At 68.1% G+C, this 18,038-nt stretch carries 20 protein-coding genes; 13 read left to right on the forward strand and 7 right to left on the reverse strand.

Annotated features, from left to right (window positions below):
* Positions 1-38: 38 nt before the first annotated feature.
* A complete protein-coding gene (locus ACK4MH_RS00165) occupies positions 39-704 on the reverse strand; it encodes a fused DSP-PTPase phosphatase/NAD kinase-like protein (RefSeq protein ID WP_409713021.1) in 666 nt (221 codons plus the stop codon).
* Between the two features lie 86 nt (positions 705-790).
* On the opposite strand from ACK4MH_RS00165, the gene ACK4MH_RS00170 reads away from it, so the two are divergent.
* From ACK4MH_RS00170 to lpxK, 5 genes are read left to right on the forward strand one after another with little or no spacing between them, the layout of a single operon-like run.
* Complete coding sequence (locus ACK4MH_RS00170; RefSeq protein ID WP_409713024.1) at positions 791-1,312, forward strand: hypothetical protein; 522 nt, start codon at positions 791-793, stop codon at positions 1,310-1,312.
* 31 nt (positions 1,313-1,343) lie between these two features.
* Positions 1,344-3,173: an ABC transporter ATP-binding protein gene (locus ACK4MH_RS00175; RefSeq protein WP_409713027.1), complete on the forward strand. Its 1,830-nt coding sequence runs from the start codon at positions 1,344-1,346 to the stop codon at positions 3,171-3,173.
* Entirely contained in the window at positions 3,170-3,853 is a 684-nt protein-coding gene (locus ACK4MH_RS00180) for a lysophospholipid acyltransferase family protein (protein ID WP_409713030.1), read from the forward strand. Before ACK4MH_RS00175 ends, ACK4MH_RS00180 begins: the two co-directional genes overlap by 4 nt.
* 10 nt (positions 3,854-3,863) lie before the next feature.
* On the forward strand, positions 3,864-5,156 hold the full coding sequence (locus tag ACK4MH_RS00185) for a 3-deoxy-D-manno-octulosonic acid transferase (RefSeq protein WP_409713033.1): 1,293 nt from the start codon (positions 3,864-3,866) through the stop codon (positions 5,154-5,156).
* Positions 5,153-6,169: a tetraacyldisaccharide 4'-kinase gene (gene lpxK / locus ACK4MH_RS00190; RefSeq protein ID WP_409713036.1), complete on the forward strand. Its 1,017-nt coding sequence runs from the start codon at positions 5,153-5,155 to the stop codon at positions 6,167-6,169. Before ACK4MH_RS00185 ends, lpxK begins: the two co-directional genes overlap by 4 nt.
* Here the strand turns inward: lpxK and ACK4MH_RS00195 are convergent.
* Positions 6,154-7,479: an amidohydrolase family protein gene (locus ACK4MH_RS00195; RefSeq protein ID WP_409713039.1), complete on the reverse strand. Its 1,326-nt coding sequence runs from the start codon at positions 7,477-7,479 to the stop codon at positions 6,154-6,156. The two genes, lpxK and ACK4MH_RS00195, sit on opposite strands and share 16 nt — an antisense overlap.
* A 156-nt stretch (positions 7,480-7,635) precedes the next feature.
* On the opposite strand from ACK4MH_RS00195, the gene ACK4MH_RS00200 reads away from it, so the two are divergent.
* The gene (locus ACK4MH_RS00200) at positions 7,636-8,286 is read left to right on the forward strand and encodes a murein L,D-transpeptidase catalytic domain family protein (protein ID WP_409713041.1); all 651 of its coding nucleotides are present in this window, start codon (positions 7,636-7,638) and stop codon (positions 8,284-8,286) included.
* Between the two features lie 3 nt (positions 8,287-8,289).
* Here ACK4MH_RS00200 and ACK4MH_RS00205 read toward each other — a convergent pair whose 3' ends face one another.
* The 5 genes from ACK4MH_RS00205 to ACK4MH_RS00225 all read right to left on the reverse strand — a co-directional run bounded on the left by ACK4MH_RS00205 (position 8,290) and on the right by ACK4MH_RS00225 (position 10,737).
* A complete protein-coding gene (locus tag ACK4MH_RS00205) occupies positions 8,290-8,598 on the reverse strand; it encodes a type II toxin-antitoxin system RelE/ParE family toxin (protein WP_409713044.1) in 309 nt (102 codons plus the stop codon).
* Positions 8,556-8,747: a CopG family transcriptional regulator gene (locus ACK4MH_RS00210; protein ID WP_135195096.1), complete on the reverse strand. Its 192-nt coding sequence runs from the start codon at positions 8,745-8,747 to the stop codon at positions 8,556-8,558. Before ACK4MH_RS00210 ends, ACK4MH_RS00205 begins: the two co-directional genes overlap by 43 nt.
* 32 nt (positions 8,748-8,779) lie before the next feature.
* The gene (gene purD, locus ACK4MH_RS00215; RefSeq protein WP_409713048.1) at positions 8,780-10,054 is read right to left on the reverse strand and encodes a phosphoribosylamine--glycine ligase; all 1,275 of its coding nucleotides are present in this window, start codon (positions 10,052-10,054) and stop codon (positions 8,780-8,782) included.
* A 74-nt stretch (positions 10,055-10,128) separates the two neighbouring features.
* On the reverse strand, positions 10,129-10,560 hold the full coding sequence (locus ACK4MH_RS00220; protein ID WP_409713051.1) for a hypothetical protein: 432 nt from the start codon (positions 10,558-10,560) through the stop codon (positions 10,129-10,131).
* A 15-nt stretch (positions 10,561-10,575) separates the two neighbouring features.
* Entirely contained in the window at positions 10,576-10,737 is a 162-nt protein-coding gene (locus tag ACK4MH_RS00225; protein ID WP_346496311.1) for a hypothetical protein, read from the reverse strand.
* A gap of 64 nt (positions 10,738-10,801) precedes the next feature.
* On the opposite strand from ACK4MH_RS00225, the gene xseA reads away from it, so the two are divergent.
* The 7 genes from xseA to ACK4MH_RS00260 all read left to right on the forward strand — a co-directional run bounded on the left by xseA (position 10,802) and on the right by ACK4MH_RS00260 (position 17,834).
* Entirely contained in the window at positions 10,802-12,397 is a 1,596-nt protein-coding gene (gene xseA, locus ACK4MH_RS00230) for an exodeoxyribonuclease VII large subunit (protein ID WP_409713054.1), read from the forward strand.
* Between the two features lie 65 nt (positions 12,398-12,462).
* Positions 12,463-12,948 carry a signal peptidase II gene (gene lspA / locus ACK4MH_RS00235; RefSeq protein ID WP_409713057.1) on the forward strand — a complete coding sequence of 162 codons (486 nt, stop codon included), beginning with the start codon at positions 12,463-12,465 and terminating at the stop codon, positions 12,946-12,948.
* A gap of 169 nt (positions 12,949-13,117) precedes the next feature.
* Complete coding sequence (locus ACK4MH_RS00240) at positions 13,118-13,684, forward strand: DUF3035 domain-containing protein (protein ID WP_409713060.1); 567 nt, start codon at positions 13,118-13,120, stop codon at positions 13,682-13,684.
* A gap of 74 nt (positions 13,685-13,758) precedes the next feature.
* Complete coding sequence (locus ACK4MH_RS00245; RefSeq protein ID WP_409713063.1) at positions 13,759-14,202, forward strand: PaaI family thioesterase; 444 nt, start codon at positions 13,759-13,761, stop codon at positions 14,200-14,202.
* Between the two features lie 109 nt (positions 14,203-14,311).
* Positions 14,312-14,989, forward strand: a complete 678-nt coding sequence (locus tag ACK4MH_RS00250; protein WP_409713066.1) for a Tat pathway signal sequence domain protein — start codon at positions 14,312-14,314, stop codon at positions 14,987-14,989.
* The gene (argS, locus tag ACK4MH_RS00255; protein ID WP_409713069.1) at positions 14,990-16,792 is read left to right on the forward strand and encodes an arginine--tRNA ligase; all 1,803 of its coding nucleotides are present in this window, start codon (positions 14,990-14,992) and stop codon (positions 16,790-16,792) included. It abuts the gene before it with no gap.
* A gap of 13 nt (positions 16,793-16,805) precedes the next feature.
* Entirely contained in the window at positions 16,806-17,834 is a 1,029-nt protein-coding gene (locus ACK4MH_RS00260; protein ID WP_409713072.1) for an adenosine deaminase, read from the forward strand.
* Positions 17,835-18,038 lie beyond the last annotated feature (204 nt).

An 18,038-nucleotide genomic window follows, 5' to 3' on the forward strand; every position in this document is an offset into this window, starting at 1 on the left:
TCGGGACAAGCCCGAGGGTGACGAGTGGATGGGCTACCCTACTCCCGCCGCAGCAGCTTGTCGGTCAGCAGCGTGCCCCACCAGCCGGCCTTGAACTCGGCGCGGATGGCCTTGGGCTCGTAGTCGGGGCTGTCGACCCAGTCGATGAAGCTGATCCCCAGAGGTTCGATCTCGGCGACGTATTTCTCCAGCGTATAGTCGAGTACGCCGGTCAGCCCCTCGCGCGAGTGCAGATATTTCTTCGACAGCTGGTTCATGGCCACCGAAATCGGCTCGCCCAGGTGGAAGTGGCGATAGAAGACCGCCATCATCCCCGCCCGGTCCGCCCCCGACTTGCAGTGGATCAGCACCGGATACTGGATCGTCCTGAACAGCTCTCGGGCGCGGTGGATGCGGTCCGTCTGAGGCGGATCGCGCGAGTCCAGCGGGGCGTCGATCAGGGTCAGGCCCAGCCGTTCGCAGGCCTCCTTCTCCAGCCAGTAATAGCCCTCGTCGCGTTCACCGCGCAGGTTGATGACGGTGCGGACGCCCTTCTTCTTCCAGTAGGCCAGCTGTCGCGGCGACGGCTGGTTGGTGCGCACCAGGTCCGGCCCCAGCCAGTGGGCGTTGGAAAACGCCACGCGCAGAAACGCGTGGTCGGCCCAGAAATAATGCCAATGCGCCCGGAAACGGCCCATCGCGGTCGAGAGGTCGAAGCGCGCCATGCCCGCCAGATAGCGATCCGACGCCGCCGCGTCATCCGATCTCGATCCTGATGCGTTGGAATGTTCGGCAAGAACAGGAGGCCCAGATGAAAACCCTCGCCACCGCAGCCGCCGTCGTGGCCAGCCTTTGGGCAGGCGCGGCCGTCGCCCAGACGCCGCCGCCCGAGGATCAGGCCCTGATCGCCTATCTGCGCGAACGAGCGAAGGAGGCGCTGGACACCACCCGATACACGGCCGCGATCACCCCCGACGGCGGCACGACCCTGGTCTATCTGACGGGTCCGAACTGGTGCGGGTCGGGCGGGTGCCGACTGCTGGTGCTGGACCGAACCGGCGAGACCTATCGCTCGGTCGGCGAAATCAGCGTCGCCCGTGCGCCCATCCGGCTGCTGGAACAGCAGACCCACGGCCGTCGCGATCTGGGCGTCTATGTCGCTGGAGGCGGCATCACCCAAGGGTATGAGGCCGCCGTGCCGTTCGACGGGCGTCGCTATGCCTCCAATCCGACCGTCGCCCCCGCCGTCAGGATCGAAGATGCGCCGGGCGAAACCCTGATCCGCGCCGACGAACAGGGCCGCACGCTGGAACCGTCACCGGACAAGCCTTGACTTGAACGGCGGCTCGGACGACCGAGAGGCGATGACCGTCGCCGCCTCAGACACCATGCCCCTGCGCGCCCTGCTGGCGCGAATCTGGCGCGACTATCTGTCCTTACACCGCTGGACCCTGTTCACAGCCATCGTATGCGCAGCCGTGACGGGGATATTGACCGTCACCTTGCTGCAATTGCTGCAACCCGCAGTGAACGGACTTTTCCTGGGCGGCGAACAGCCGGTCACACTGTTCAAGTACATCCATATCCAGGCCAAGCACGCTCTGATCGCGATCCCTATCGCCATACTTGCCGTAGCTCTCATCAGGACGAGCACCGCCCTTCTACAGGCTGCACTGGTGAATCGTTTGGGGCACAGCATTGTCGGCGACATTCAAGTGCGTTTGTTCGGAGCCATGATTCGCGCCGACCTGGCGCGACTGCGCAGCCAGCATTCCGGCGGTTTCGTCTCTTCGGTATTGTTCGACGCCAATCTGGTGCGCGAGGCTTTCACGTCAGGCGTGGTGACCTACACCCAAAACCTGCTGATGCTGATCGGCACGATCGTCTTCATGTTCTTCAATGACTGGCAGTTGGCGATGGTCGTGCTGCTGGGGGTGCCGCTGGTGGCGCTGGTGTTGCGTCGGTTCGGAAAACGAACGCGCAAGGCCGCGCGCGGCGCCATGGCCGAGACGGAGAACCTGTCCACCGCCCTGATGGAGAATATGGACGGGGTTCGGCTGATCAAGATCGAAAACCGTGAGGCCGCTGAGGAAGATCGCGTCGCCGAGGTCGTGGCGCGTCGTCAACGCCACATCATCAAGGGCGCCAACGCCCGCGCCTTCGCAGGACCAGCCTCGGACATGGTCGCCTACGTTGTGGTGGCGGCGGTGCTGGCCTATGCCGGATGGCGGGCGCAGTCGGGCGAGATGACGGTGGGCGGGTTCGCCGCCTTCATCGCCATGTTGCTGGCCGCCGGTCAGGCCCTGCGTCAGGTGACCAATCTGGCGACGGTGATGAGCGAGGGCTTCACCGCCGCGCGTCGCCTGTTCGGCGCCTTGGACATCGAGGCCGAGATCCGCGAGGCGCCGGACGCCGCGCCCCTGGCGCCTGGCCCGGTCGAGGTCGTGCTGGATCAGGTGTCGTTCGCCTATGCCCCCGGCGGGGCGCCGACGCTGGACGCCGTATCGCTGCGGGTCGCGCCGGGCGAGACCGTTGCCCTGGTCGGGCCGTCGGGCGGGGGCAAGAGCACGATCCTGAGCCTGTTGCCGCGCTTCTACGACGTGACGGGCGGGGCGGTGACGATCAACGGCGCCGACGTGCGGAGCCTGCGCATCCACGACCTGCGCGACCATATCGCCCTGGTGACGCAGGAGCCCTTCCTGTTCGACGACACCATCGCCGCCAACATCGCCTATGGCCGCCCGGGCGCCACCCGGGCCCAGATCGAGGAGGCCGCACGGTCGGCCGCCGCCCACGACTTCATCACAGCTTTGCCGCAAGGCTACGACACCCGCGCGGGCGAGGCGGGCCTGCGCCTGTCGGGCGGCCAGCGCCAGCGGATCGCCATCGCCCGCGCCTTCGTCAAGGACGCGCCCATCCTGTTGCTGGACGAGGCGACCAGCGCCCTGGATACCGAGAGCGAGGCCCTGGTGCAGGCGGCGCTGGAACGGCTGATGGAAGGCCGCGCCACCCTGATGATCGCCCACCGGCTGTCGACCGTTCGCAACGCCGACCGCATCTATGTGATCGAGGCCGGCCGCGTGGTCGAGGAAGGGTCGCACGACGCCCTGGTCGCCAGGGGCGGCCTCTATTCCCGCCTGGCCCGCCAGCAGTCGCTGGACGGTGTCCCGGTCATTGTCGAGACCGTCGCGTGAGGCCGCTGCGCAATCCCGTCATCCAGTCCGCCCTGGCCTGGGTCTTGGCGCAATGGATGCGGTTCTGCTTCGCCACCATCCGCTGGACGCACGAGAACCGTTCGGTCGCCGATGAGGTCTGGCGCGCGGGCGGCGGGGTGCTGTGCGTCTTCTGGCATTCCCGTATCGGGCTAGCCCCCGCCTCATGGCCGCAGGGCGAGGCCCAACCGGCGAAGGGCTTGATCTCACTGTCGGCGGACGGCGAGTTCTTCGCCAAGGCCGTCGCGCGCCTGGGGATTCCCGCCGTGCGCGGATCGTCGGCTAACAAGGACAAGGCGGCGGCGGCCAAGGGCGGATCGCAGGCGCTGCGCGACGGCTTGAAACAGTTGAAGGTCGGAGCCTTGGCCATCACGCCCGACGGGCCGCGTGGCCCTGCCAAGGTCATGGCCGAGGGCCTGCCGCTGATGGCGAAGATGTCCAAGGCGCCGGCCCTGTTCATCGGCATCTCCTGCAGCCCGGCGATCCGGTTGAACAGCTGGGATCGCGGCGTCGTGCCTATGCCGTTCGGCAAGGGCGCCATCGTCTGGGACCGCGCGGACTATCCGCAAGGCGCCGACATGGCCGAGGTGATCGCCGACTGGACCGCACGGCTGAACGCCGTCGAGGCGCGGGCCGATGCGATCACGGGCCTCAAACCGTGAGGATGCAACCGTGACGCCCCTGCCGTTGATCGGCTATCGGCTGGCGACACGCGCGCTGGAGCCGCTGGCGCCGCGCCTGCTGGATGCGCGCGCGCGGCGGGGCAAGGAAGATCCCGTGCGGGTGGACGAGCGGATGGGCTTCACCAGAACCGATCGACCCGCCGGCGAACTGGTCTGGCTGCACGGCGTCAGCGTGGGCGAGAGCCTGTCGCTGCTGCCCGTGGTCGAGCGGTTCGTGAAGGCGCGGCCGGACCTGACGGTGCTGGTGACGTCCAGCACCGTGACTTCGGCTCAGATTCTGGCTCAGCGACTGCCCGAAGGCGTGATCCATCAGTATGCGCCGGTCGATGCGCCCGGCGTGGTTCAGCGGTTCCTGGATCACTGGCGGCCGGGCCTTGCGGTGTTCGTCGAGAGCGAGCTGTGGCCCAATCTGTTGCTGGAGGCGAAGCGGCGCGGCGTGAAACTGGCCTTGGTCAGCGCGCGGATCACCGAAAAGACGGTCGAGGGCTGGGCGCGGTTTCCGGCCTCGGCGCGGGCGCTGACCGGCGCCTTTGATCTGGTCCTGCCCCAGGATGCGGTCTCGGCCCAGCGGCTGGAGGGCATGGGGGCGCGAATCGACGGCCTGGTGAACCTGAAGCTGTCGGGCGAGCCTTTGCCGCATGACCCGGCGGCCTTCAGCCGTCTGTCCGCCGCCATCGGCGACCGGCCGGTGATCGTCGCCGCCAGCACCCATGAGGGCGAGGAGGTCGCCATCGTGCGGGCGCTGGACAGGCTGGGCGATCGCGTCTGCCTGATCCTGGCGCCGCGCCACCCCGAGCGCGGACCGCACATTTCCCAGGCATTGCAGCGCGAGGGATACGCCTTCGCCATGCGGTCGCGCGGCGAGGTGATCGGGCCGGACACCGACATCTATCTGGCCGACACATTGAACGAGATGGGCCTGTTCCTGCGGCTGGCGGACGTGGTGGTGATGGGCGGCTCGTTTGCGCCCGCCCTGGGCCTGCCGCCGGTCGGGGGGCACAATCCGCTGGAGCCGGCGCGTCTGGGCAAGCCGACGATCACGGGACCGGATGCCTCCAACTGGGCGCCGGTGACCTCGGCCCTGGTCGAGGCGGGCGGGCTGGCTCTGGTTCAGGCGCCGTCCGACCTGCCCGGCGTGATCGCGCCGCTGCTGGCGGACCTGAACGCGGCCAAGGCCATGGGCGAGCGCGGACGCCGCGCATCGGTCGAAGCGGGTGGCGGACTGGATCGGCTGTGGGCGATGCTGGCCCCGCTGACGCCGCAGAGGCAGGCCCGGCGATGAGGCTGAACACGCCGCGCTGGTGGTATGTCCGCGACAGCAACCATGCGCGGTTGACGCGCACCGTGCTGAAACCGCTGGGCTGGATCTGGGCCGCCGTGACCGCGCGTCGGATCGCGCGGGCTGAGCCGGTCGATCCCGGCTGTGCGGTGATCTCGGTCGGCAATCTGACGGTGGGCGGATCGGGCAAGACGCCGGTTGCGCGCGAGACGCTGCGGCTGCTGCGGACGGCGGGGGTGGAGGCGCAAGGCCTGTCGCGCGGCTATGGCGGGCGGCTGGAAGGTCCCGTGCGGGTCGATCCCCAGGTCCACACGGCCGAGGATGTCGGGGACGAGCCGCTGATGCTGGCGCAGGGGTCGCCGACCTGGATCGCGCGGGACCGTGTGGCGGGCGCCAGGTCTGCGGTCGCGGGCGGGGCGCAGGCCCTGGTGCTGGACGACGGACACCAGAACCCGGCGCTGAAGAAGACCGTCAGCCTGATCGTCGTGGACGGCGAGACGCGCGGCGACGAATGGCCGTTCGGGGACGGATCGGTCTTTCCCTCAGGCCCGATGCGCGAGCCGTTGAAGGCCGGGCTGGCGCGCGCCGACGCCGTGGTGGTCATGCTGCCGACCGATGTCGAGGACGCCGATCCCGAACTGCTGGCGGTGTTCGGCGCCCTGCCTGTCTTCGTCGCGCGCCTGACGCCCGAGGGGCCGCCGCCGTCGGGGCCTCAGGTCGGGTTCGCCGGCATCGCCAAGCCGTGGAAGGTCGAACGGTCGCTGAAGGCGGCGGGCTGCGACTTGGCGGACTTCGTCCCCTTCCCCGACCATGCGGCCTATAGCGCCGCCGACCTGAAGTTCCTGACAGATCGAGCGGCGGTGTTCGACGCCGGTCTGGTGACCACGGAAAAGGACTGGGTGCGGCTGACGCCGGACCAGCGCGCGCTCGTGACGGCCTGGCCGGTCGTCGCCCGGTTCGAGGACGAGGCGGCTTTCGCCGCCTTCCTGACGAAGCGGATTCAGTCGGCGCGATAGACCACGCCGGACTTCATCACGAACCTCATCCGCTCCAGCTCGGTCACGTCGGACAGAGGGTCGCCCGCCACGGCGACGATGTCGGCGGGCATGCCCGGCGCGATCTTTCCGGCCTCGTTCGAAATCCGCAGATGTTCGGCGGCCCCGACGGTGGCGGCCTGAATAGCCTCCAGCGGGGTCAGGCCGGCGCGGACCAGAAGGGCGAACTCTTGCGCATTGTCGCCGTGGGCCGAGACGCCGCTGTCGGTGCCGAAGGCGATCTTGACCCCGCCCTCATGCGCGCGCCGCGCCATGTCCAGCATCTTGGGCCCGGCCTCCAGCGCCTTGGCCGTCTGGGCGGGTGTGAAGAAGTTGTCCGGGCCAGACGCGATGCGGGCCACGAAATCGCCGGCCAGCAGGGTCGGCACCAGCCAGGCGCCGTTCGACTTGAACAGACGGATCGACTGGTCGTCCAGATAGGTGCCGTGTTCGATAGAATCGCCGCCTGCGCGCAGGAAGGCGTTGATCCCGTCCACCCCGTGGGCATGGGCCGTGACCTGACGCCCCATGCGGTGAGCGCTGTCGACGATGGCGGTCAGTTCGGGATCGCTGAACTGCTGGCCCAGACCGGCGGCGGTGTTGGACAGAACCCCGCCCGTGGCCGTGATCTTGATGATGTCGGCGCCGGCGCGAACCTGGGTGCGGACGGCGCGCATGCAGTCCTCTGGCCCCGAACAGATGCTCTCGGACGACAGCAGATGCATGACGTCGTCGCGATAGCCGTTGATGTCGCCATGACCGCCGTGGATGGAAACCGACGATCCCGACGCGATGATGCGCGGCCCCGGCACGTCACCGGTCTTGACCGCATTCCTCAGCGCGAAGATCGCTTCGTTCGAGGCGCCCAAATCGGCCACCGTCGTGAAGCCGGCCATCAGGGTGCGGCGGGCGTAGCGGGCGCCGACCATGGCCTGGTCCGCGTCGGACAGCGTCACCTCTTCCAACCGCGAATTCGGGTTCTGCTGGCCGGTCAGATGGACGTGGCTGTCGATCAGTCCGGGCAGGACGAAGGCCTCCCTAAGGTCCACCACCTTGCCTTGAGAAGGGTCGCCTACGAAGCCGTCGCGCACTTCGACGACCTGGTTCCCTCTGATCACGAGAGTTTTACCGCGCTGCACAACGCCGTTCGACGGGTCCGTCAGCAACCTTCCGGCCTCGACGAACGTTGTGGTGGGTTCCGATGAAACCCCAACGCCCGTGGGGCTTTGCTGGGCCTCAGCGCCCACGGCCGACGCCATCAGCGCGGCCAGCGCGATTCCGAAACGCTTCATCGATCTCTCCCCGCGACACGTTGGCCGCAAAATGGCCCCACAAGGCTCAGGTTGCCTCGGCCGTAACCAACTGAAACAAACACGCCTCAAGACCAACCGCAACGAGGGCGTCGCATGCGGCTATCGAGACGAGGGCTAATTCTGGGTGGATCGGCCATGCTGGCGGGATGCGCCAGCGCAAGCGCCAAGGCGCCGCTGACCACGGCTCAGACCGGCGCCCCGATCGCGATGCCGCAGATCGGACTGCCGACGGTCCAGACCGCCACCCTGACGCCTCCGCCGCTGGATCCCCGCGGTCACGTTCGCAAGGAGCTGATGGAGCGCGCCATGACCGCGCTGGACACCCATCACCGCCACCTGCCGCTGCGCGACCGGATGTATCTGGTCGATTTCCAGAAATTCTCGGGCGAGGAACGCCTTTACGAAGTCGATTTGGTCGCCGGCGAGGTCAAGGTCCTGCGCACCTGCCACGGTCGCGGGTCCGATCCGGCCCACACCGGCTTCGCCCAGCGGTTTTCGAACACGCCGGATTCGAACATGTCCTCGGTCGGCGCCTATGCGACCGCCGGCGCCAACTGGGGCGCACAGCAGGGACCGAACGTCTTGCTGGACGGACTGGAATACTCCAATGACAAGGCGCGCGAGCGGGCCATCATCATCCACGGCGCCGACTACGCCGATCCGGACTTTCTGGCGCGCGAAGGCAAGCTTGGCCGCAGCTATGGCTGTTTCTCGGTCGCCCACACCGACCTGCCTGCCTTGCGCGAACGCATGGGCGAAGGCCGGCTGCTGTTCGCGGCGGCTTAAGGTCTATCGCTCGGGCCTTCGGGCGGAGTGACGGATGGTGACGACCTCCACCCGATTCGGCAGGATCGCGTAGCGGATCAGATAAGGCTTCACGAGGGTCAGCTCGCGCGTTCCATGGATGGCGGGCCGCCCTCTGTCCGCAAAATGCGCCAGGCTCTCGGCAGCCGCCTTCAATCGAATGAAGAAACGCGCTGCGGCGGCTGGATTAAAGTCGGCGATATAGAGGCTGATGTCCTCAAGATCGCTCAGCGCCTGATCCGTCCAGACGACTAGCCGCATTTCGGCCGGGGCAGCGGATTTGCCGTCGACCATGACTCGACCCAACGCATGACGGTTTCGTTGTCCACGACTCGCCCCGCCGCCGCGTCCGCCAGCCCCCGCAAGGTCGCCGCCTCGTCCGCCGCGTCGTCAGGCGTCGAGAACAGGTCTTCGTCGTCGTGATCGATTGCAGGATCAGCCATGGGTCAAACCCTATCACACCCCGCCGATGGGGTCAGCCCCGGTCCAGCGCGCGCCAGCCGATGTCGGAGCGGTTGAAGCCGCCGGGCCAGTCGATCTTCCTGATGGCGTCATAGGCGCGTTCGCGCGCTTGGGTGATGTCGTCGCCCTCGGCGCAGACGTTCAGGACGCGACCGCCCGAGGCGGCCAGCAGTCCGTCTTCGCGGCGCTTCGTGCCGGCATGGAAGACCTGGACGTGAGGACCGAAGTCCTGATCGGCGCCGCGGATGATCGACCCTTCCAGCGGGCTGTCGGGATAGCCCTTGGCGGCCATGACCACGCAGATGACGGTCTGGGGCTTGAAGGCCGGGGACGCCAAACCCGAGACATCGCCGCGCGCGCAGCCCAGCAGATACGGAACGATGTCGCCCGCCATCCGCATCATCAGCACCTGACATTCCGGATCGCCAAATCGGGCGTTGAACTCGACCACCTTGGGGCCTTCGTCGGTCGCCATCAGACCGGCATAGAGGACGCCGCGATAGGGCGCGCCCTCCTCGGCCATCTTGCGGATGGTAGGCTGGACGATCAGGTCGTCGGCCTGCTGGACCAGGTCGGGCGTGAAGACGGGGGCGGGCGAATAGGCGCCCATGCCGCCGGTGTTCGGGCCCAGGTCGCCGTCGAAGGCGCGCTTGTGGTCCTGGGCGCCGCCGAACAGCAGGGCGCGCTGACCATCGCACAGGGCGAACAGCGAGCCCTCCTCGCCGTCCATGAACTCCTCGATCACGACGCGGGCGCCGGCCGCGCCGAAACGGCCGCCCAGCATCCGCTCGATCTCAGCCTCGGCGTCTGGGCGGTCGGGGCTGATGGCCACGCCCTTGCCCGCCGCCAGACCGTCAGCCTTGATCACGTAGGGCGGCTTGAACACGTCTAGAGCCGCCTTGGCGCCCTTGACCGTGTCATAGACGCCGTAGCCGGCGGTGGGGATTTCGTGGCGTTCGAGGAAGGCCTTGGAAAAAGCCTTGGAAACCTCCAGCTGCGCCGCCTTGGCCGTGGGGCCGAAACAGGGAATGCCGGCCGAGGCCAGACGGTCGGCCAGACCGGCGGCCAGAGCCACTTCGGGTCCGACCACGACCAGATCGGCCTTGATCTCACGCGCCAGGGCGGTCAGGCCGTCGGCGTCGTCGGCCTTGATGGCGCGAAGCTCGCACAGCTTCTCGATGCCGGGGTTGCCGGGCGCGGCGACCAGGCGCGTGACGAGCGGCGACTGGGCGATCTTCCAGGCCAGGGCGTGTTCGCGGCCGCCCGATCCGACGAGAAGAATGTTCATGAGACCGGGCAATGACCGGCCGTCGCCGGCCGGTCAAGCACCCGTCAGACTTAACGCCGCAATCCAGCGTCCAATCAGCGCGCGGGAGGCGTCCAGGCCGGCAGGGCCTGAAGCTGGCCGGCCGTCAGGTCGGTGACCAGATCCCTGTCGCCGTTACGGTCGATTGGGGCCACGTCGGCGACCGGCACCTGCACCTTCATGTCGCCCGGCCCTTCCAGCTCGATCACCAGATGGGTCAGGGCGCCTGAGGCGTCCAGCACCAGGGTTTCGACATCGCCCAGATCGACGTTGGCGCGTGAATACAGGTCCGCGTCCTCCAGTTGGTCGCGGGTCATGTTGAAGGCCAGGGCGGCGTTTGTCGCTGCCTTGTCAGCCTGTTGGTCCGGCAGGGCGACGGGCGCGGCGCCCGGCGCGGGTGCCTGGACGACATCGTCGTCGCGATCAGAACAGGCGGCGACGGCGCCGGTCAGGCAGAGGACGGCGGCGAGCGGAATAAGACGGTTCATGGGTTTCCTGACGATCTAGAGCAGGGCGGAGGCGACATAGACGCCAAGCCCCAGCAGAATGATGCAGCCGATGATCAGCCACGGGCTCATGGCGCCGCCGCCTCCAGCGCGACGTTCGAGGTCACGCTCACGCGGGTTCTGGTCGGACGGATCGGTTCCGGGTGGGTCGGCTGCCATGAAAGTCGAACGGTAAGGCGCGCGCGGCGTTCCCGCGCGGATCGACGCAGGCTAGGATGGGCCGATGAGCGACGACTCCTACGTATTCGAGGGACCGGCCGAGGCCCCTGCCCCGCGCGACAACAATCCGCCGCTGTCGATCTCGGAGCTGTCCTTTGCGCTGAAGCGCACGCTGGAGGACCGGTTCGGCCATGTGCGGCTGAGGGGCGAGATCTCCAAGGTCAATCGCCACGCCTCGGGCCACATCTATCTGACGCTGAAGGACGACAAGTCGGCCATCGACGGGGTGGTGTGGAAGGGATCGGCGCGCGGCCTGGGCGTGCAGCCCGAGGCCGGGCTGGAGGTCATCGTCACCGGCAAGATCACCTCCTATCCGGCGCGCTCCTCCTATCAGATCGTGATCGAGAGCATGGAGGCGGCCGGCGCCGGCGCCCTGTTGGCCCAGTTGGAGCGGCTGAAGGTTCGACTGCGCGAAGAGGGCCTGTTCGAACCGGGTCGAAAGAAGGCCCTGCCCGCCTTCCCCGCCGTCATCGGCGTGATCACCAGCCCGACCGGGGCGGTGATCCGCGACGTGCTGCACCGGATCGCCGAACGCTGGCCCTGCCGCGTGATCGTCTGGCCCGTGGTGGTTCAGGGCGAGGCGGCCAGCGGCCAGGTGTCGAACGCCATTCGCGGCTTCGACGCCCTGACCTCGGACGGGCCGATTCCGCGCCCAGACCTGCTGATCGTCGCGCGGGGCGGCGGGTCGGTCGAGGACCTGTGGTGTTTCAACGACGAAGGCCTGGCCCGCACGGTGGCGGCGGCGCGCATCCCGATCATCTCGGCCGTGGGGCACGAGACGGACACGACCCTGATCGACTTCGTGTCGGATCGACGGGCCCCGACCCCGACCGGCGCGGCCGAGATGGCGACGCCGGTGCTGGCGGACCTGAGATACGCGGTCGCAGACATGGACCGGCGCATGGTCCAGGCAGGCGGCCGGCTGATCGAGGATCGGCGCACGCGGCTGCGGGCCGTGGCGCGCGGCCTGCCGGCGCGGCCGGAGGATTTGCTGGCCCTGGCGCAGCAGCGGCTGGATCACGTTTCGAGCCGCCTGGGGTCGGGGCTGCAACGTAACGTCGCCCTGCACGAACGGCATCTGGCGGTGACGGGCGGCAAGTTGAGCCCGGCCCTGCTGCGGACGCGGATCGAGCGGGGTCAGGACCGGCTGCGCGGCGCCGCCGACCGGCTGGGCGCGGCGCTTCAGGCGGGTGTGGCGCGGGGCGAACGGCGGCTGTTGCAGGTCTCGGCCCGCCTGTCGCCCTCCCCCCTGCACCGACGGCTGGATCAGCGGGAAGCCCGGCTTCACGCCGTGGGCGCGCGGCTGGACGGCGTGATGCCGCGTCGGCTGGAGCGGGACGCCCACCGTCTGGCGGCCCTGTCGCGGGCGCTGACGACGCTGGATCCCGGCCGGCCCAAACCCGGATTCGCCCGCGTCGAGGATTCGGACGGCGGCTGGATCACCTCGGCCAAGGCGCTGGAGGCCGGTCAGGCCGTCCGGCTGGTGTTCGGCGACGGGTCTCAACCCGCAACCATCGACGGCGGCGAACCCCGCCCGGCCTTGCCGCGTCCGGTCGCCAAGCCGAAGCCGCCTGCGGCCGGTCAGGGCAGTCTGTTCTAGGGCGACCTGTTCTGATGCGCTGTTTTCCGCTTCGCCCCGGCGCCGCTTCCTGCTAACCGCGCCGCATGAAGATCACGCGCCTCGCCGTCACCGCCTATGTGTTCGCCCTTCTGATCATCGTCCTGGATCAGCTGACCAAGGCCTGGATCATCAGCGGCCTGATGCTGCAGGAGGTCGGGCGCGTCCCCGTCCTGCCGCCGATCCTGAACTTCAGCTGGGTCGAGAACACAGGCGTCAGCTTCGGCCTGTTCGGCGGCGGCGAAGCCCGCTGGGGCCTGGTGATCTTTTCCATCGTCGTCTCGGCGGGCCTGGCCTGGTGGGCGACCCAGTCGAACCGTCGCCTGCTGATCACCGCCATCGGTTTCGTGATGGGCGGGGCGCTAGGCAATGTGATCGACCGGATCCGCTTCGGCTATGTCGTCGACTTCATCGACTTCTCGGGCACGGGCGTCTTTCCCTGGGTGTTCAACGTCGCCGACAGCGCCATCACCATCGGCGTCGTCCTGCTGATTCTGGACAGTCTGGTGTCGGACCGACCCGCGAAAGCCTGAACCGGCTTTCCATTTTTCGAGCCTGATTCACGGCCTCGGCGGGATCGCCGCTCGGCCGATCAGGCTCCGAGGTTGGCGTAGCCCCTGAAAAGTCGTAATCACCCCGTCTTCACTATGCCAACAGCGCCCTCGCGGCGCTTCGTGCATCAGCCGACCAGAGCCTGAAACCATGCGTATCCGCAGTGTCGCCGTCCTGACCCTCGTCGCCTCCTCCGCGCTTGCCGTTTCGGCCTGCGGCAGCCTGAAGCAGGGCATCGGCCTGACCAAGGTCGTGCCGGATGAGTTCGTCACCGTTTCGACCGCTCCGCTCAGCATCCCGCCCGAGTACGGCCTGCGCCCGCCCGCACCGGGCCAGCCGCGCCCGCAGGAACTGGCCCCTGAGAGCGCCGCGCGTCAGATCCTCCTGGGTCAGCGCCAGGCCGTCACCCGTACGCCGGGCGAGCAGGTCCTGGTGGCCCAGGCCGGCGGCGAACAGGCCGACCCCCTGGCCCGCTACGTCATCGACGACGAGTTCGGCGACCTGGCGCACAAGGACGAAAGCTTCGCCAACCGTCTGATGTTCTGGCGCAAGGACGACGCCTCGACCCAGGCCCCCACCACGCGTCAGACCGCCGAAGGCCAGCAGACCATCGACGCCTCGACCGAGGCCGCGCGCCTGCAAGCCCTGACCGGCGGCCAGCAGGCCATCACGATCCAGCCGCGCCGCAGCGGCGGCTTCAAACTGCCCGGCCTGTAAGATACGCAGACGACGGACGCTTGCCACGGCGGCGTCCGTTCTTATTGTAAACGGACCTGACCGGAGCCGTTTGCATGACCGAAACCCCAGACATCGCCGCCCTGTCGGGGGTGGAGCAGCTGCGCCTCGGCCTGACCGGCGGGATGATCGCCCCGATCGCGCGCACCGTCGGTTTCGAACTGACCGAGGTCGAGGAAGGCCGCGTCGTCTTCGAGGCCATCCCCACCACCGCCGTCTATAATCCGCTGGGCAGCGTCCATGGCGGCTGGATCGCGACCGTTCTGGATTCGGCCTGCGGCTGCGTCGTGCATTCCACCCTGCGGCCAGGCCAGACCTATACGACGCTGGAGCTGAAGACCGTTTTTCACAAGGCGCTGAGCGCGGGCACGCCGGTTCGGGCCGAGGGGCGGATCATCCAGGCCGGCCGCCGCGCCGCCTTCTCCGAGGCCGATCTGCGCGGACTGGACGGCAAGCTTTATGCGACCGCGACGTCCACCTGCCTGATCATGGAGCGCTGAGAGGCAGCGAAGGTTTGCCGCGCCTCGCTTTAGCCGCTATCAGCGGCGAGCGTTGATGATCGGCCGCCGATCATCGTGCGCCCTCTCTCGCTGTCGGAAAAATAAGCTGATGCGTCGCGTGTTCACCGCCCTGGCCGCCCTCTCGATTGCGGCCTCCGTCCTGCCCGCCGCCGCACAGGCTCAAACCTCGCCCCGCGACCGTGGGGGACAACAGCAGCAGGCCTCGGGCGAACAGGCCGCTCCCAGCCGCGCGCCGCGCATTGCGCCGCTGCGTCGCCGCGCCAACGCCGGCCCCTGCCCCTATGTGAAGATCCTTTACGACGCCGCCCGCTACGTCGAACTGGAGGGCGGCCGCGCCGCCATTTCCAACGTCGGCTATACCGGCGAGATCGAAGGCATCACCTCGGACTGCGAATATCGCGAGGCCGATCCGATTCGCGTGGACATCGGAATGCTGTTCCAGTTGGGCCGCGGGCCTCAAGCGGCCAGCGACCAGCGCACCTATCGCTACTGGATCGCGGTGACCGAGCGGAACAGCGCCATCCTGTCCAAGGAATATTTCGACGTGCCGGTGAACTTCGAAGGCCAGCGCACGGCCTCGGTCACCGAGGAGCGCACCATCGTCATCCCGCGCGCCGGCGTGGACACCAGCGGCGGCAATTTCGAGATTCTGGTCGGTTTCGACGTGACGCCGGAAATGGCCGAGTTCAACCGCTCGGGCAGCCGCTTCCGCGTCAACGCCGGCGCGACGCCGGCCGTGCCCGCCCCTGCCGCGCCGAGCGAATAAATGGCTGATCTGAAGACCGTCCTCAGCGAAGCGGTCACCGCCGCCTTCGCCGCCGAAGGCGTGGATGCGGCCCTGGCGCGCGTCACCCCGTCGGACCGCCCCGACCTGGCCGACTTCCAGTCCAACGGCGCCCTGGCCGCCGCCAAGGCGCTGAAGGCCAATCCGCGCGAGCTGGCGGGCAAGATCGCCGAGCGGCTTACCGCCGATCCACGCTTCGCCTCCGTCGAGGTGGCGGGGCCGGGCTTCATCAATCTGAAGCTGGCCGAAGCCGTTCTGGCCGAACGGGCCACCGAGGTCGCGAACGACGCAGCCCACGCGGGCGCCGCTGTCGTCGCCGATCCGCGCAAGGTCGTCATCGATTTCGGCGGTCCGAACGTGGCCAAGCCGATGCACGTCGGCCACCTGCGCAGCGCCATCATCGGCGAGAGCCTGAAGCGGTTGTTCCGTTTCCGCGGCGACCACGTCACCGGCGACGCCCATTTCGGCGACTGGGGCTTCCAGATGGGGCTGCTGATCGTCGCCTGCGGCGACGAAGGTCTGGCCGAAGGGTTCATGGTCGAGGGCGAGGGTCCCTTCCCGGCCGAGAGCCCTGTGACCCTGGCCGATCTGGATCGGTTGTATCCGCTGGCCGCCGGCAAAGCCAAGGAAGACCCCGCCTTCCGCGACCGTGCGCGCAAGGCGACGGCGGAACTGCAGAACGGCCGCCCCGGCTATCGCGCCCTGTGGGCCCATTTCGTGGCGGTCAGCCGCGAGGCGCTGAAGCGTGAATACGGCGACCTGTCGGTCGATTTCGACCTGTGGAACGGCGAGAGCGACGCCGATCCGCAGATGCCCGAAATGCTGGCGCATCTGAAGGCGACCGGCCTGCTGGTCGAGGACGACGGCGCCCAGGTGGTGCATGTCGCCAAGCCGGGCGAGACCCGCAAGAGGAAGCTGGCCGACGGTTCGGTGATCGAGGCCCCCTCGCCCCCGCCCCTGCTGGTGATCAGCTCGGAAGGTTCGGCCATGTACGGCACGACCGATCTGGCCACGATCCTGGACCGCAAGAAGGCGCTGTCGCCGGACCTGGCCCTGTATGTTGTGGACGAACGCCAGGCCGAGCATTTCGAACAGGTGTTTCGCGCCGCCTATCTGGCCGGCTACGCCGTCGAGGGATCGCTGGAGCATCTGGGCTTCGGTACCATGAACGGTCCGGACGGCAAGCCGTTCAAGACCCGCGCGGGCGGGGTGCTGAAGCTGCGCGACCTGATCGATCAGGCGACGGACAAGGCGCGTGAGCGGCTGCACGAGGCCAAGCTGGGCGACGACCTATCGCCGGAAGAATTCGAGGCCATCGCGCACAAGGTGGCCATCGCCGCCCTGAAATTCGCCGATCTGTCGAACGCGCGCACCACCAGCTATGTCTTCGACCTGGACCGGTTCATGAGCTTCGAGGGCAAGACCGGGCCGTATCTGCTGTACCAGTCCGTGCGGATCAAATCCCTGCTGCGCAAGGGTGCCGAACAGGGGCTGACGCCGGGCGACATCGTCATCGCCGAACCGGCCGAACGCGACCTGGCCCTGACGCTGGACGCCTTCAGCACCGCTGTGTCGGACGCCTACGACAAGCGGATGCCGCACCTGGTGGCCGAACACGCCTATCGCGTGGCGCAGTCCTTCTCGAAATTCTACGCCGCCTGCCCCGTCCTGATCGCGCCGGACGAGGCGACGAAGCGGTCTCGCCTGGCGCTTTCGGCCGCCGCATTGAGCCAACTGGAAATCGCGCTGAACCTGCTGGGGATCGACACCCCGGAGCGGATGTAGGTTAGACTGGGCGATGTCCTCCCGGAGATCGCCCATGTCGCTCGACACCTATATCGCCGGCCTGCCCAAGGCTGAACTGCACCTGCACATCGAGGGCTCGCTGGAGCCCGAACTGATGTTCGAACTGGCGCAGCGCAACGGGGTCTCGATCCCCTACGACAGCGTCGATGCGGTGCGGGCGGCCTATGATTTCTCGAACCTGCAGGACTTCCTGGACATCTACTACGCCGGGGCCGCCGTCCTGCTGACCCGCAAGGATTTCGAGGATCTGGCCTTCGCCTATTTCCAGCGCGCGGCCGCCGATAACGTGCGCCACGCTGAGATCTTCTTCGATCCCCAGACCCATACCGACCGGGGCGTGCCCTTCGGCGTGGTGGTCGAGGGGCTGATCGCGGGGATGGACCGGGCTAAGGCGGAACTGGGCGTCAGTTCGGGTCTGATCCTCAGCTTCCTGCGTCACCTGACGGAAGATGAGGCGTTCGCGACCCTGGAGGCGGCCAAGCCGTATCTGCATCATTTCATCGGGGTGGGGCTGGATTCGTCGGAGGTCGGCCATCCGCCGTCCAAGTTCCAGCGCGTCTTCGCCGCCGCGCGCGATCTGGGCCTGAAACTGTGCGCCCACGCCGGCGAGGAGGGCCCGCCCGCCTATGTCCACGAGGCGCTCGATCTGCTGCACATCGACCGGATGGACCACGGCAATCGCTCGATGGAGGACGGGGTCCTGGTCGAGCGGCTGGCGAAGGAGCAGATGACCCTGACCGTCTGCCCCCTATCGAACCTGAAACTGTGCGTGGTCGACGACCTGAAGGATCATCCCGTGCCCGAGATGCTGCGCCGGGGCCTGCACGTCACCCTGAACTCGGACGACCCGTCCTATTTCGGCGGCTATGTGAACGACAACTACAGCCGGCTGGCGGCGGCGGTGGGGCTGACGAAGGAACAGGTGACACTGCTGGCGCGGAACAGTTTCGAGGGGTCTTTCCTGGGCGAAGCGGAGAAGGCGGCGTTCCTGGCTGAGGTGGAGGCCTACGCGGCGGGCTGACGCCATCGCCTCCCCACTCGTCATCCTCGGCCTTGTGCCGAGGATCCACCCGTCCGCCGCACGTCATTGGTTCGAGCGCGCGAACGGCTGTGCCACAAACCCGGATGTTCGCATGCGCCTAACCGTGGGTCCTCGGCACAAGGCCGAGGATGACGGTTTAGTAGAGTGCGGCGCACATAACCCTGCCTTTCGCCGCCAGGATGT

This window comes from Brevundimonas sp. (assembly GCF_046295075.1).
Classification (GTDB): domain Bacteria; phylum Pseudomonadota; class Alphaproteobacteria; order Caulobacterales; family Caulobacteraceae; genus Brevundimonas.

Excerpts from the sequence above, each read along its gene's own strand:
- ACK4MH_RS00165 (WP_409713021.1), bottom strand. The coding sequence starts at position 704 with ATGGCGCGCTTCGACCTCTCGACCGCGATGGGCCGTTTCCGGGCGCAT.
- ACK4MH_RS00170 (WP_409713024.1), top strand. The coding sequence starts at position 791 with ATGAAAACCCTCGCCACCGCAGCCGCCGTCGTGGCCAGCCTTTGGGCA.
- ACK4MH_RS00175 (WP_409713027.1), top strand. The coding sequence starts at position 1,344 with ATGACCGTCGCCGCCTCAGACACCATGCCCCTGCGCGCCCTGCTGGCG.
- lpxK (WP_409713036.1), top strand. The coding sequence starts at position 5,153 with ATGAGGCTGAACACGCCGCGCTGGTGGTATGTCCGCGACAGCAACCAT.
- ACK4MH_RS00195 (WP_409713039.1), bottom strand. The coding sequence starts at position 7,479 with ATGAAGCGTTTCGGAATCGCGCTGGCCGCGCTGATGGCGTCGGCCGTG.
- ACK4MH_RS00200 (WP_409713041.1), top strand. The coding sequence starts at position 7,636 with ATGCTGGCGGGATGCGCCAGCGCAAGCGCCAAGGCGCCGCTGACCACG.
- ACK4MH_RS00205 (WP_409713044.1), bottom strand. The coding sequence starts at position 8,598 with ATGGTCGACGGCAAATCCGCTGCCCCGGCCGAAATGCGGCTAGTCGTC.
- ACK4MH_RS00210 (WP_135195096.1), bottom strand. The coding sequence starts at position 8,747 with ATGGCTGATCCTGCAATCGATCACGACGACGAAGACCTGTTCTCGACG.
- purD (WP_409713048.1), bottom strand. The coding sequence starts at position 10,054 with ATGAACATTCTTCTCGTCGGATCGGGCGGCCGCGAACACGCCCTGGCC.
- ACK4MH_RS00220 (WP_409713051.1), bottom strand. The coding sequence starts at position 10,560 with ATGAACCGTCTTATTCCGCTCGCCGCCGTCCTCTGCCTGACCGGCGCC.
- ACK4MH_RS00225 (WP_346496311.1), bottom strand. The coding sequence starts at position 10,737 with ATGGCAGCCGACCCACCCGGAACCGATCCGTCCGACCAGAACCCGCGT.
- xseA (WP_409713054.1), top strand. The coding sequence starts at position 10,802 with ATGAGCGACGACTCCTACGTATTCGAGGGACCGGCCGAGGCCCCTGCC.
- lspA (WP_409713057.1), top strand. The coding sequence starts at position 12,463 with ATGAAGATCACGCGCCTCGCCGTCACCGCCTATGTGTTCGCCCTTCTG.
- ACK4MH_RS00240 (WP_409713060.1), top strand. The coding sequence starts at position 13,118 with ATGCGTATCCGCAGTGTCGCCGTCCTGACCCTCGTCGCCTCCTCCGCG.
- ACK4MH_RS00245 (WP_409713063.1), top strand. The coding sequence starts at position 13,759 with ATGACCGAAACCCCAGACATCGCCGCCCTGTCGGGGGTGGAGCAGCTG.
- ACK4MH_RS00250 (WP_409713066.1), top strand. The coding sequence starts at position 14,312 with ATGCGTCGCGTGTTCACCGCCCTGGCCGCCCTCTCGATTGCGGCCTCC.
- argS (WP_409713069.1), top strand. The coding sequence starts at position 14,990 with ATGGCTGATCTGAAGACCGTCCTCAGCGAAGCGGTCACCGCCGCCTTC.
- ACK4MH_RS00260 (WP_409713072.1), top strand. The coding sequence starts at position 16,806 with ATGTCCTCCCGGAGATCGCCCATGTCGCTCGACACCTATATCGCCGGC.